Below are 14,322 nucleotides of genomic sequence, written 5' to 3'. Positions count from 1 at the left end.
TGTATCACTAACGCGTCGTCTTGAAAAAGAGGACTCAGAGATTGATGCGGGATAACGGTGTGTGCAGATATGTACTTGCCGCTTAGTTTCGCCTGATAACTGGGGTTTGTGGTTGATTAGACTCCCAACGTGCTCGGGCATTCTTCATCTCTGCAACCGGACTGACTGGCCATCGGCGGCGAGACGGTCGGCAGAATGCACCCACCCTCGCCGAGCATAAGCGCCACGTCAAAAGGTGTGGGTACTGCGTCAAAAAGTTTCAGGCGAGGTCATTCAGGCCTGTATTTTCGATGCTGATTCGTGTGGGCGCGCGTCAATGAGCGCAAAGCGAATAGTTTTGTTAATTCTCCGGGATACCTCATGGACCGAGGACGGGAGCTGCCGGATGCGTTCACGCGAATTCTTCGAGCCGTTAAATTGAACAGCAATAAGCCAGCCGTATTCGCTATCGTCAGACTCAAGGTAGCTCGGCAACTGGGTCTCTAGACCATGCCAAAATTTGCCGTTCTCAACCTTCTTGACTTCCAAGAGCGCACGAATCCGAGATCCCCGTGAGACCTTGAAGTCAACTGGTCCTCTACCAAAGTCGACCTCCCGATCCAGTTCTACATCAAATTGTCGCAAATAGTCTCCAGCCATACCCAGAAACGCGAGTTGAATTGCTTCTTCGTGCTTAACAGTATGGTCGTCATTCCATAGCAGACGCCAGCCGCCTTTACTCTCAATAAACAACTTGAAGCGGCCGATAATCTGCTCTAGAAGCTCCATCAACTCCTCTTGAGACTCCACCTCTCTCGGAGGCAAAGGATTAGCCCGGGCGAAGTGCTTTGGCTCTTGATCCCATTGCACTACGCCGAGAGGATCTCCCTGGAAGTCATAGTGTTTCAGATCGGGTCGTGAGGATTGCTCACGCGCCCATTGGCGTACGCGACCAGGATGCCTTCTGGCAAATTGAACGATTGTTGCTTTAGAAACGGTCTCTCCAACTTTAAGGTTCAGGCTATCTCGCAGATCTTGATTCATGGTGGAGTAGAACCAGTCATCTGCGTTCAAGGTGGGTAGAGACTGAAGTAGCCGCTCCGGCACCAAAATAATGGGTGTGCCATCAGAGGAAGCTGGTAGGTCGCAATAACCTGGGAACCATCGTTTGTAATCAATATTGAGTTCGTAGTTCTTGATCTGAAACGATTTGAGCGGAATCTTGTGGCGTTCGGCTACCTCCTGGGTGTATTCTACGAAGGTTTGTTTGAGGACGTTTGCGACGATATCGGAAATTCGATCCGCCCCGATGCCTTCGTTCAGGATGCCAATTTCCTCAATGTGTTCCGGCCGCTCCAGCCCCTTAGCAATGGCGACAGCAATTCCATCTCTGATCGCTCGAGCGTAACCGTGACCAGAACCAGAACCCTTTGTTCCATGAGACGTGTACCCCAGGCGAAATTCACCGGGCTCGGGAAAAGTCAGCATGCGTAGGACAGCTTTTGAAGCCGGGGCATTAGGGTTACCACCTTTCGCCACAAGCTCATAACAGTTGACGAAATATTCGATGAGCTGATCGTGTGCAGCTGCCCAGCGGCCTCCAGCTTCGAGGAGAAGCAGCGGGTCGATGAACAGCTTTGTGTCTACACTCAGGTGCGGGTCAAACCAGTCATCCTCGGACGTTCTCGTAATCCCGAAATATTCACAAAAGCGCATTGATTTAGCCGATCGATTGACCATCTACTACCTCCTTCCCATCATTCATGGCTCAGTTGACATTTGCGTTCGTCGGATTGCCATCCGGCCTCCCTTCTCAGGCGTTGGTGACCGGTTGGGCTTTGGCTTTGAGATCAGCCCAACTGGCAGAAGAGGCGACATCGTCTTCGTAGGCGATGAGGTACCCCCACGCCTGGTCGGCGTACTCGTCACGCGTGACGAGGTAGCGAACCACTTCCTCAGCGGCTTTGCGTTTAGCTTGCACGGTGTCGTCATTGCGACCACGTGCGTCCTTGCCTTCAATGATCCAGTATGTCCCGTCCGTGTCTCGGGCGACGAAGTCCGGGTAGTAGGAATCGTGCAGGTTGTACTTGATGGACGCCCCCATGGTTGTGTGCAGGCGCAGCCACCACGCAATCTGTGGTGAAGTATCCAAGAGCCGTGCCACCTCGTACTCGCCACTGAACGAGTCGAAGGATTCCACTTGGAACAGGCTCTTGCGCCAATCTCCGTAGAACGCGCCACGCTGGAATTGGGTGCTTGCCTCGATGCGGTCCTGCACCTGCGCGCCAAGCGGCAGGAAGCGGGTTTCAGCCTTCGGCAGTGTGAGCGGGCTGAGCACAATCTTGGCGGTACGCTGCCGGGCCAGGTCTTTGGCATAGGCACGCACAAGCTCACCCAGTTCGCGCTCTGCGCTCTCGTAGGCCTTCACCGTCCATTCGGTGATGCGGGTTTCCCGCATAAACTCGGGCACCAGGCTACGTTCTGCGGAGCGCTTGGATTCATTAGTAGCTGGAACCACACGCTGATTCATCACGAAACGCACCAACTCGCGGCGTACGTTGTCGCTCTCGACGGGAAGTGAATCTACCTCGGCGGATTCCACATCCACGGACGTGAGCCTGCGCAGCTTGGATTTCTTGATCTCGCGGCGTTGCAGCACGTCCTTGCTGTCGGTTACCCGACGGGCGGCTTCCTGGATAAGATCGGTGGGGATCTTGTGCAGCTCGAATGGCGGGTCAACCGGTTCGAGGAACACCCGTGGGAACTGGAATGACACATCCTCGAAGCCGGGCGTGCGCTCAATCGGATCGAGGGTGTCCAGCGGCACCTGCCCGTACGCTTCAGCGATATCGGAGTCATAGGCCGTCATCAACAGTGTGGCTTGCGGTCCGGATGACGCTGCCGGCATCGGAGCCTCCTGGCCTGTACTGCCTTGCCCAGCAGGCGCACCTGCAACTGTTTCGCTAGTGGATGGCGTATCCGGGGAACCACCTACGACGACTGAAGCAACGGAGCCGTTGGAGGACTCGCTGCTGCTGGCAGCAGGTGGCATGGGCGTGGCGATCTTCTGGATGGCTTTGCGTACTGCGTCCGCCTGGTCCGGGGTGACGGCATCATCCAGCCCGAATTGGTGGAGAACTTCCTCGTTTTCGAGCAGTTCCACGAAGGAGTGGTGGCTGATGATGTCGAGCTGGTCGATATGGAACACGTCGGTGTACCTACCGAATGGCAGACGTAGCCCGCGCCCCATGGTCTGCTGAGTAAGCACCTCAGAAGCCATAGCACGAAGTGTGACGACCACGGCGATGTTCTTGACGTCCCAGCCTTCCTTGAGCTTGTTGACACTCACTACCGCGCGCACGGGTGAATCTGGGGCATCGAGGTCATCAAGCATCTGCTGGGTGGTGGCATCGTTGTGTTCGTTGTCCACCTGCAGCACCGCGAGCTGCGAGCCGAAGTACTCACTTGAGCGCAGGAGCTCGGTGACTTGGGTGGCGTGGTTGACGTCCGCGCACACTACAAACAGCACAGCGGTTAGCGGCTTCAACCCCTGTTCGGCAATGTAGGTGTCGTAGGCCTGCTGCTTGATTTTCAGCAGCGCGACGGCATCACGCAGTTGCTGCTCTTCGCTGGTCTCATCAGCCCCGTAGCCTTTCTGGCGAAACGCCAGAACTGGGGTTTTCACGAAGCGGTCACTGATGGCCTCATACAGCGGGTATTTGAAGACGATGTGATCGCCGTCTTGGGCGGAGGCGGTCATACCGACAATCGCGGCCGGGTCGAGCTCCTTGAGCGCGGCGTTGAACTTCTTCGCACTGGTTCCGTACAGGTGGGATTCATCTGCGATCACAACCAGGTTCGGCAGGTTCTGCAAGTACTCGAACAGGGAGCCGGAATCCTCCACAAAGCGGCGCACACGAGTGGCCGCAGAAGCATCCGTGGTCTTCTTCGTGTCACCATCCAAGTCTTTGGGGGCGATCAACTGCTGGATGTTGAAGATGAACGCCATCGACGGATCATTACCGCCCGAGCGCACCAGGTCAGCATTGGCCAGCGACACCCGCCACGCGGAGTAATCCTGCGGGGTGACCACCTCCGGGGGCACACCAGCTCCAGGAATGTAGCGTTTGGTGCCGGCGGTGAAGTTCTGGATTGTCTTGGAGTGAACCGTCAATGATGGCGTCACGATCATCACGTTGCATACGCCTTGGCGGCGGAGGTATTCGATGAATGCGGCCATGAGGTAGGTCTTGCCAACACCGGTGGCCAGGTTCATCACCTGGGGCACGTGACGGTCGAAGTCATCGTCGGTGAGTGCCAGAATCAACTGGCGAAGCGCCCGCTTGTTGGGGCCACGCAGGTCAAAGTCGGCGGCGATGGAATCAATATCGGACTGGTCAAAGAAGATACCGAGTTGCTTGCCCATGATTTAGGCCTCCTCACCAGCGTCGAAGCGGAACAGGTCATCAGGGATGACGATGGCGCGGCATCCCTTCCCAAAACGCCGCAAGGCCCGGTTGACACCGTCAGCCACACCCAGGGCCGCGATGACGAGGGACTCACCATCTTGGAGTTCACCCAGCCACGTGAGCGCGCTGTGCTCATCCACGATGCCCTCATGCACTTTGAGCAGCGTTCGCCCCCTACGCCCTTCAAATACCACGTCATCGTCGGGATGAAGTAGCTGGAAACCGAGGTTGGCCGCGACGGATTCGATCAGCCTTTGTCCGGTTGCCGCGTCCGTAAGTACGACCTTGCCGAGATCCTCGTCCACGTCGAAGCAGGCGGGCGAGAGGTGCGCGACCTGGAAGCGGCCGCCGCCACGCCAGTTGATGACCTCTTTGATGCGCTTGGTCTTGGCTGCCGCCTTGAGAGCCTTAATCCGGGGATCCTTCTTCGCCCCGGGATCATCAGCAATCAGCTTGTTAAGCACTGAGGTGAACTTCGCGGCATCATCCGGGGTCACGCCCTCTGGGAGCTCGACGTTATCGGCAGCAACGCGCTCGCCCTTAGTGCGGGTAATACCACCAGGGTCTTGGTCGTTAATGACCTTTTCCAAGCGCGGGCGGGTAAACGTGGTAAATGTGGACTCCAGCAATTCACAAGTCACCCAACGCCGCCCCATCTTCTGCGCAACCGCCGCCGTCGTCCCTGACCCAGCGAAGACATCCAGCACAAGGTCACCGGGGTCGGTAGCAATCTGCATGACTCGCTCTAGCAATCGTTCTGGCTTGGGAGTAGAAAACGCATTAGTATCAGGGAATAATGCAGTAATTTCTTTTACTGCACCTCGATTATGGCTGACGTCCTGGTTTAAGAAGAGAGTTCTAGGAACCTGCCCTTTTACAGAAGGGTACGCCTTGCGCATGATGCGACCCTGACCTTTACGGGTAAATACAAGCGCAGGGAGGACTTCCGCGGAGTTAAGCCTCGCCTGTACTTTCAGGCGCGCGGACTCCAATGGTTCTGCCAACATGATTGCTTGAACGTCTCGCTTAACTTCCGTGACATCAACGCCGCAAAATTCAGCTCTCTTAATCAAATCATCAATGTCACGGAGTTCGTACTCTGCCCATTGTTGCATTGCCGCAAGCATCGCATCCTGTGACCATCCCCAGCACCGTCTTGAAGACGGATACATGAGTTCACCAGTCAAAGGGTGCTGAATTGCATAAACCATGCCTTGATGTGTAGCAGCACCAGGAGCGCAAGGATCAGCCAGGGACCATGCTCCCTGAGGATCATCATCTGGATTAGAAAAGCGACTGTCCATCTCAGCGGTCCGCGGAAGACGATTCACACCAAAGTCGTCCGACTTCCGATAAAGCAGAATCATGTCATGATCACTAGAGAAATACGCCGCGTCATTGCGAGGCCCATCTGCCTTTTGCCAAATTACTTCGGAAACGAAATTTTGGGCACCGAATACCTCATCAAGCAACAGTCGCATACGGTGATTCTCACCATCGTCGAGGTGCACCCAGATGGAGCCGCCTTCGCTGAGCAGTTTGCGCATATGCAGTAGCCGGTCGCGCATCATGGTTAGCCAGATGGAGTGCTCAAGGTTATCTTCGTAGCTCGCGAAGGTTTGAGCGGTGTTGAAAGGCGGATCTATATAAATCAGCTTGACTTTGCCGACGTACTTGTCGGCCAGTTCTGGTACACGTGTGAGGGCTTCGAGAACGTCTCCGGATTCACCAAGGATAAGGAGATTGTCCTCTTGTGGGGGGAGGTCTGCACGTTCGGAGTATTCGAACTCGTCGCTCTTGGGTGACTGCACGCCTTGGACGTAGTCATCCATGATGAGGGTGTGGGTCTCACAGTAGCGCGGATCTGACGGATCCACCCATGTGTAGCCATACTTGCCCACCTCGGTGGGGATGAGGGCCATGTCCTTGTTGTACCAGGTCAGTTCAAGCCTCTGCTTTGTCATTTCTTGCCTCCACACCCTTTGTCTTCGCCGATTCGTCGCTGGTCACGAGCTCTGGGAAGGTCGTATCTTTGATTCATCGGGCTACCTCCAGCGTATTCATCATGTTGAAGTGTTGGGTTTGGCCCACGGCTTCGAAAATTGTCCTGAACGCCTGCCGGCACTGGTCTTCGTTGATGTCGCCAGTGGCGTAGACGTCGTCGAAGCCGACGGGGCTAAGCCTGGTATCGAGTTGCGGGGTCTGCTGAGGGTTTGGTTGACAGTTTTCTTTCTGATTTTTAGGTTGCAAGGGATGCGGCTGGTTCCATGATTGTTTCGTATTCGATTGATGTCAATTTACCCAGTGCTCGTTGCCGTCTTTTCCTGTGATCTGTCCGTTCAATCCAGTGAGTGATCGCGGCAGATAGTTCACGGCGCCTGATCCAAGAGCTACGATCAAGAACGTTCTTTTGTACAAGAGCGAAGAAAGATTCCATCGCAGCGTTATCCCCACACGCTCCAACTGCGCCCATAGATCCCTTCGCGCCGTAAGATTTCAGCGCGGCACGGAATTTTCTAGAACGAACTTGCGAGCCACGATCAGAGTGAACGATTACGCCATGGGGATTGCCTCGTTTCCTCATCACATCATCGAGCGCCACCACCACGAGGCGTGATTTCATTCGCCCACCGGTCGCATAGCCCACGATTCTTCGCGAGCACAGGTCTTTGATCGCACACAGATACAGCTTTCCCTCTTTGGTCCAATGCTCCGTAATATCTATAACCCACGCAACGCTGAGCGCATCAGCGTGGAAGTGACGCTGTCACAGGTCATCATGTACCAGAGCACCTGACTTCTTCCCACGCGGCTTACGCCTAGTAATCACCGAGAACACCTGAGCATGAGAACACAATCGCCATACTCGACGCTCAGAAATCTCTACCCCTTGATCATGGAGCTCGTCTACTATCAGGCGGTAACCACATTCAGGATCGTCACTGTGAATCTGGCGAATCTTATCTATACGTTCTACTTCTTGGGCTTGCCTGTCCGAAACTGGCGTAGCAGCCCATTTATCAAACGCTTGGCGGGAAAACCCCAGTACCCGAGCCGCTACCGTCACGGTCGCCTTACCTGCCTTGATCAGCTTTTCCACGGTCGGGAAGACCCTTTTGGGCGAATCGCTTCTTGAGATAGGTACACCGCCGCGGCACGTAGTATTTCGTTTTCCATCTCCAACTCGCGAATCCGTTTCAAAGCCTGGCTTATCTCTTTAGCCACTACCGGATCGGCAGACGGTTGCATCCCCTGAGCCTGAAACCTCGCATCAGTAATCCATCTTTGCAACGAGGAACGCGAGATCCCCAAATCAGCACACACCTGACGGCGAGCAACCCCAGACTCCACCAACGCCACAACATCAGCTTTGAACTACTCTGAATACAACTCCAACATAATCAACACCCTTCCCTGCCCCGCCCCAGCAAAACAAACTAGACGTCAACCAAACCCTCAGCAGACCCGAGGCTCGCGCGGGAGTCTCGACGACAAAACGCAAAGGGGAAAGCCCGTGGGTACAAAAAGTGGGCCCGGCCGGATTCGAACCGACGACATCTGCGGTGTAAACGCAGCGCTCTGACCAACTGAGCTACAGGCCCATTGCCCGTAGACTTACGGGAACAGTCGAAAGCATACTGGGCTTGCGTTTCTCGCGCGAATCCCAGTGGCTTTTTGAGACTAAATCAACGACCCCGAGGACGAGCCGTCAAACGAATACCCGCCCAGTCATTACCAACCGAGGCAGCGGACGTGGAATGCAATCCCGCAACCTTCGCAGCTTCTTCAACATCAGCAACAGGAACGGTTCCCGCACGACCCGGCTTCGGGATGAAGACCCAGATCAGACCACCGTCATCAAGGTTCGACAGAGCGTCAACCAGAAGGTCGGCAAGGTCATCTTCTTCAGCATCATCTGCACGCCACCACACGATGGCACCGTCAACGACATCTCCGTAGTCCTCGTCGACGAGCTGTTCGCCCGTCTCGGATTCAATGGAGACGCGAATCTGCTGGTCAGCATCATCGTCGACGTAAAATTCTTGAACAATCTGTCCCGGTGTGAAACCGAGGCTCACCGCCATGATGAACAACCACCCTTCGGCGTGAGCGCACGGAGCGCTGAAGTATCTAACACCCTTTTATCGTATTGCACATCACTGCTGAAACTCCATTTGTCCACGCCGTGAAGACCAGCGGAAAGGTCGAGCACATCTTCCCGATGGCACAGCGTGCAATAATGAGGCATTACTCATGGGTCAGAAGTCCCTGTAGGGGTCGCATGAAGAGCCCGAACAGTGGACAATAGGAACAAGGTCACGAAGCCGTGCACCACCGTAAAAGCTAAGCAATACCAGAGGGGATTCGTGAGTCACTTGAGCGAAAACCATCCCGTTGTTAACGGCCTGATTAGCCAGGTTCCGGACAACGATCCGGCAGAGACCGCCGAATGGATTGAGTCGCTGTCCGGATTGATCGACGAAAAGGGTGGTCCGCGTGCCCGCTACATCCTGCTTCACATGCTGGATCAGGCACGCCACCAGGGCGTCCATGTTCCGCAGGAATACACGACTCCTTACGTCAACACCATCCCGGTGCACGAAGAGCCCTACTTCCCCGGTGACGAGGCCATGGAGCGCCAGTACCGCCGTTGGATCCGCTGGAACGCAGCCGTCCAGGTGACGCGCGCACAGCGCCCCGGCGTCAAGGTCGGCGGACACATCTCGTCCTACGCATCCGTTGCCACCCTGTACGAAGTTGGTTTAAACCACTTCTTCCGCGGTAAGGATCACCCGGGCGGTGGCGACCACGTCTTCTTCCAAGGCCATGCCTCTCCGGGCCCCTACGCACGTGCGTTCGTCGAAGGTCGTCTTTCCGAAGAAGAAATGGACGGCTTCCGTCAGCAGGCATCGACCGAACACGGTCTGCCCTCGTATCCGCACCCGCGCCAGCTCCCCGACTTCTGGGAGTACCCCACCGTCTCCCTCGGCCTCGGCCCGGCAGAAGCCATCTATCAGGCATGGTTCGACCGCTACCTGCACCTGCGTGGCATCAAGGACACGTCGCAACAGCACACCTGGGCATTCATCGGCGACGGTGAAATGGACGAGCCCGAATCGCGTGGCATGCTCCAGCTTGCCGCCCAGCAGGGCCTCGACAACCTGACCTTCGTCGTCAACTGCAACCTGCAGCGCCTCGACGGCCCGGTCCGCGGTAACGGCAAGATCATCCAGGAACTGGAAGCCTTCTTCAAGGGCGCCGGCTGGAACGTCATCAAGGTCATCTGGGGCCGTGGCTGGGATCAGCTGCTCGCCTCCGACAAGGACGACGCTCTTGTCCACGTCATGAACGACACGCTCGACGGCGACTACCAGACCTTCAAGGCCAACGACGGCGCATACGTTCGCGAGCACTTCTTCGGTCGCGACCCGCGCACCAAGGCCATGGTTCAGAACTGGACCGACGACCAGATCTGGGCACTGCAGCGCGGTGGCCACGACTACCGCAAGGTCTACGCCGCTTACAAGGCAGCGATGGAGCACACCGGCCAACCGACCGTCATTCTGGCGCATACCATTAAGGGCTACGCTCTTGGTTCGCACTTCGCAGGTCGTAACTCAACCCACCAGATGAAGAAGCTGACGCTGGAAGATGCGAAGCAGCTACGAGATCGTCTACAGATTCCGATCACGGACGCAGAGCTCGAACGCGATCCCTACATGCCTCCGTACTACAAGCCGTCTGAGGACGATCCGGCACTCCTCTACATGAAGGAACGTCGCGAGAAGCTTGGCGGTTGGGTTCCCGAGCGTCGTGACGACCGTCAGCCGAAGCTACCACCGTTGCCGACCAAGCCGTTCGAGGGTCTGTCGAAGGGCTCCGGCCCACTCGAGGTCGCAACAACCATGGCACTCGTTCGCCTGTTCAAGGACCTCTTCAAGGACAAGCAGGTTGGCCGTTACTTCGTCCCGATCATTCCTGACGAAGCCCGTACCTTCGGCCTCGACGCGATCTTCCCGTCCGCAAAGATCTTCAACACGCACGGCCAGAATTACACGGCCGTTGACGCTGACATGATGCTCTCCTACAAGGAATCCGAGCAGGGTCAGGTTCTCCACACGGGCATCACCGAGGCCGGCTCCGCCGCTGCCTTCCAGGCTGTTGGCACCGCATACGCGACCCACAACCTGCCGATGGTTCCCGTTTACATCTTCTACTCGATGTTCGGTTTCCAGCGCACCGGCGACCAGTTCTGGGCTGCCGGCGACCAGATGGCGAAGGGCTTCGTCATCGGTGCAACCGCTGGTCGTACCACGCTCGCCGGCGAAGGCCTGCAGCACATGGATGGCAACTCACAGGTTCTGGCTTCCACCAACCGCGCGTTCGTCTCCTACGACCCGGCATACGCCTACGAACTCCGTTACATCATGGAGGACGGCCTGGCACGCATGTACGGTGAGAACGATGGTCGTGACCCGAACGTCATGTACTACATCACCGTCTACAACGAGCCGATTCACCAGCCTGCAGAGCCTCAGAACGTTGACGTTGAAGGTATCAAGAAGGGTATCTACAAGGTCGAGGATCACTCAGGCCAGGGTCACAAGGTCCAGCTACTCGCTTCCGGCGTGGGTGTGCCGTGGGCACGCGACGCCAAGCGCATGCTTGCTGAAGACTGGGGCGTTGACGCAGCCGTGTGGTCAGTTACCTCGTGGAACGAACTGCGACGCGACGGCCTGGATGCCGACGAGCACAACTTCCTCCACCCGGAGGAAGCACCGCGCACCGCGTACCTCACGCAGAAACTGGCCGGTTGCGAAGGCCCATTCATCGCAACCTCCGACTTCGACACGCTGACCCAGGATCTGATCCGCCAGTGGGTGCCCGGCGAGTACCGTGTGCTCGGTGCCGACGGCTTCGGTATTTCCGACACCCGCCGTGCAGCACGTCGCTTCTTCCACATCGACGCTGAGTCGCTGGTCGTTCGCACCCTTCAGACTCTCGCTGATCAGGGCAAGATCGATCGTAGCGTCGTTGCTCAGGCAATTACGCGCTACGACCTGTTCAACTGCGGAATCGATTCTGTTGCAGACCAGGCACACTAAGACGAACTACTACCCTGACGCGGCGCTCAGTCGCCGCGTCAGGCCTCGTCAATAAGACAAACGAAAACTGCTGGGATGCTCACCCGAGTGTCCCAGCAGTTTTTTATGCGCCGAGCGTGCGACGCATATGAACGATTACTCTTCGTCCTCCAATTCCACGACCGACGGGTCGCCACCCGAGTAGTATCTCATGTCGCGGTACTTCGGGCGCAACAGGTTTTCAACGCTGAGCAGTTCATCCAGCGCAGCCTCGTCCAGAAGTCCCATTTCAAGAACAACCTCGCGAACGTTGCGACCACTACGCGCACACTCGCGACCAACCGCGTCACCGTTCGCGTGCCCGATCACCTCGTTAAGGTAGGTGACAATACCGATCGAGTTCAGGACATTGTTACGACAGACATCCTCGTTTGCCTCGATGCCGATGACGCAGAGCTCACGCAGGGTCCGTATCGCGTTCGTCAGCAGGTTGATGGACTCAAACAGAGTTTGGCCGATTACCGGCTCCATGACGTTCAGTTGCAACTGGCCAGCTTCAGCCGCGAAGGTCAGCGCCACATCGTTGCCCATCACCTTGAAGCACACCTGGTTCACGACCTCCGGGATCACCGGGTTCACCTTCGCCGGCATAATCGACGATCCGGCAGCGCGTTCAGGCAAGCGAATTTCACCCAAGCCCGCACGAGGTCCAGACGACAGAAGTCGCAGGTCATTGCAGATCTTCGATAGTTTAACCGCAAGACGTTTAATGGAGGCGTGCATCGACACGTAGGCACCAGTATCGGAGGTTGCTTCCAACAGGTTGTCCGCTCCCCTGATCGGCAATCCCGTGACCTCACGCAGGCAGTGAACGACGGTGTCCTGATATCCGTCAGGAGTATTCAGGCCAGTACCAATAGCGGTCGCGCCAAGGTTAACTTCCAGCAGTAGCGCCGAGTTGTTACGCAGACGCGGGATCTCTTCACCCAAGAGCACACTGAATGCTTCAAACTCTTTGCCTAGGCTCATAGGGACGGCATCCTGTAGCTGAGTGCGCCCCATCTTGATGACGTCGCGGAACTGCAAGCCCTTCGATGTGAAAGATTCGATCAAACGCTCGAGTTCATCCACCAGATCGTCGACCTTCTTGTACAAGCCCAAGCGGAAGCCGGTGGGATAGGCGTCGTTTGTCGACTGAGACTTGTTGACGTGATCATTCGGGTTGACGTACGCGTAGCGTCCCTTCGCGTACCCTAGGTGTTCCAGCGCAAGGTTAGCGACAACTTCGTTTGTATTCATATTGACGCTGGTGCCCGCACCACCTTGGAACACGTCGATCGGGAACTGATCCAAACAGCGCCCATCTTCCAGGATTTCGTCGCACGCCCAAATAATCGCATCAGCGATTGTGTCGCTCAGTGTCCCCAGCTTCCGGTTCGCCATTGCTGACGCTTTCTTGACGGCAACCATGCCACGGACAAATTCAGGTTCCTCAGCGATTGTCGAACCGGAGATCTGATAGTTCTCGATTGCGCGGAGCGTGTGAATACCCCAGTAAACCTCGAGCGGAACTTCTCGTGCGCCCAAGAGGTCTTCCTCGATACGCTTCGTTGCCCTCACCTGCGACTCCTTCGTCTGTGGTTACGTGTACTGAGCGATGCTTGTGAGCATGCTCAGCTTCACTACTGTATTGCGCTATCTATGGTGACGTAAATCTAGGACGAAAGTCCACGACTTGCCGAAACTACACAAAAGAAAAACCGTCTCATCACCTTTTCTTGACCGAAGTCAAAGAAGATGAAAAAGACGGTCCTCGAACGCGGTTTCACCTACACATGTCCCGCAACACCGGAAAGCACATCGTCCAATGTCTCCCACGCATCAACCTCAGTATCTCGAATCGATAGCTTCAACTCGTGTTCAATGCGTGCAACGATCGCGTACCTGACTAACGTATCGATATCCAGATCCTTTTTCAGCGTCAGGTCACCGCGCGCATCTTCGGGGGCAAGGTCGACAAATTCCAAGATGGCATCCATCGTCACCTCACGCGCGTGCTCAGTTTTAGGGGACGAGGCCTCCCCCGCTTCATTGATCGCACCGCCTGTTTCAGGGGAGATATCGGACTTCTCCCCTTCAGCGTTGAGCGTGTACCCGAGCAGGTCAGCGATCGAACCCACCGGTTAGCCGACCTTGGAATTCAGATAGCGAACCGGTGCGCCGGCACCGGCGTGACGGAAGGATTCCAGCTCATCGTCCCACGCTTGTCCGAGGGCAAGATCAAGGCCTTCGCGCAATTCCTCGTAATTCGTGGCGCTCTCAATGGCGGCACGAATACGGTCTTCAGGAACGACGACGTTTCCGACAGTGTCCATCTGCGAGTGGAAGATGCCGAGTGATGGAGTATGAGCCCAGCGACCACCGTCCGTGGAAGCCGTGGCTTCTTCGGTGACCTCGTAGCGCAGGTGTTCCCAGCCACGCAGAGCTGAGGCGAGGCGCGCACCCGAGTCGACCGGTCCGACCCACGAGAACTCGCAACGCACCATGCCGGGAGCAGCGTCTTGCGCGGTCCACTGAAGACGCACATCTTGACCGAGAGCCGTACCGACTGCCCATTCGATATGTGGGCACAGCGCGGGCGGTGTTGAATGCACGAAAAGTACACCGCGGGTGTATGTCCCTCTCAATGTGACCTCCATAGTCTTTGAGGATCGTCTTCCCCTACGCCCTCAACTAGCACTGCCACATCTCACAACGGTGTAATTTAACTGTAAACGCCGTCGCACCAT

The 14,322-nt window shown here is 56.5% G+C and carries 8 protein-coding genes, 1 tRNA gene and 1 pseudogene; 1 reads left to right on the top strand and 9 read right to left on the bottom strand.

Annotation, left to right across the window (positions count from 1 at the left end; all coding sequences use genetic code 11):
• Positions 1–273: 273 nt before the first annotated feature.
• The 6 genes and pseudogenes from QP442_RS06355 to QP442_RS06330 all read right to left on the bottom strand — a co-directional run bounded on the left by QP442_RS06355 (position 274) and on the right by QP442_RS06330 (position 8,533).
• A complete protein-coding gene (locus QP442_RS06355; RefSeq protein WP_285069705.1) occupies positions 274–1,719 on the bottom strand; it encodes a hypothetical protein in 1,446 nt (481 codons plus the stop codon).
• A gap of 73 nt (positions 1,720–1,792) precedes the next feature.
• Positions 1,793–4,405 carry a DEAD/DEAH box helicase gene (locus QP442_RS06350; protein WP_285069704.1) on the bottom strand — a complete coding sequence of 871 codons (2,613 nt, stop codon included), beginning with the start codon at positions 4,403–4,405 and terminating at the stop codon, positions 1,793–1,795.
• Positions 4,406–4,408: 3 nt separating this feature from the next.
• Positions 4,409–6,412, bottom strand: coding sequence for a site-specific DNA-methyltransferase (locus QP442_RS06345; protein WP_285069703.1), 2,004 nt, complete (start codon positions 6,410–6,412; stop codon positions 4,409–4,411).
• A 275-nt stretch (positions 6,413–6,687) separates the two neighbouring features.
• Positions 6,688–7,808: pseudogene (locus tag QP442_RS06340) on the bottom strand (IS3 family transposase).
• A 168-nt stretch (positions 7,809–7,976) separates the two neighbouring features.
• Positions 7,977–8,050, bottom strand: a tRNA-Val gene (locus tag QP442_RS06335).
• Between the two features lie 84 nt (positions 8,051–8,134).
• The gene (locus QP442_RS06330; RefSeq protein ID WP_006681152.1) at positions 8,135–8,533 is read right to left on the bottom strand and encodes a DUF3052 domain-containing protein; all 399 of its coding nucleotides are present in this window, start codon (positions 8,531–8,533) and stop codon (positions 8,135–8,137) included.
• Positions 8,534–8,815: 282 nt separating this feature from the next.
• Between QP442_RS06330 and aceE the strand changes: the two genes are divergently transcribed.
• Positions 8,816–11,554, top strand: a complete 2,739-nt coding sequence (gene aceE, locus QP442_RS06325) for a pyruvate dehydrogenase (acetyl-transferring), homodimeric type (RefSeq protein WP_040318609.1) — start codon at positions 8,816–8,818, stop codon at positions 11,552–11,554.
• A gap of 135 nt (positions 11,555–11,689) precedes the next feature.
• On the opposite strand, the gene aspA is transcribed toward aceE, so the two are convergent.
• The 3 genes from aspA to QP442_RS06310 form a co-directional block, all read right to left on the bottom strand.
• Positions 11,690–13,153 (bottom strand): aspartate ammonia-lyase, encoded by a 1,464-nt coding sequence (aspA, locus tag QP442_RS06320; RefSeq protein WP_179369697.1) that lies wholly within the window; start codon positions 13,151–13,153, stop codon positions 11,690–11,692.
• A 209-nt stretch (positions 13,154–13,362) separates the two neighbouring features.
• Positions 13,363–13,713 (bottom strand): acyl carrier protein, encoded by a 351-nt coding sequence (locus tag QP442_RS06315; RefSeq protein WP_179369698.1) that lies wholly within the window; start codon positions 13,711–13,713, stop codon positions 13,363–13,365.
• A 3-nt stretch (positions 13,714–13,716) separates the two neighbouring features.
• Entirely contained in the window at positions 13,717–14,220 is a 504-nt protein-coding gene (locus tag QP442_RS06310; RefSeq protein WP_006681156.1) for a DUF3145 domain-containing protein, read from the bottom strand.
• Positions 14,221–14,322: the final 102 nt, after the last annotated feature.

Origin of the sequence: Pauljensenia sp. UMB1177, assembly GCF_030217965.1 — a bacterium.
In the GTDB taxonomy this organism is placed as follows: domain Bacteria; phylum Actinomycetota; class Actinomycetes; order Actinomycetales; family Actinomycetaceae; genus Pauljensenia; species Pauljensenia turicensis_A.
The sequence above is the reverse complement of the archived record's forward strand: the minus strand, read 5'-3'. Positions and strand labels throughout refer to the sequence as shown.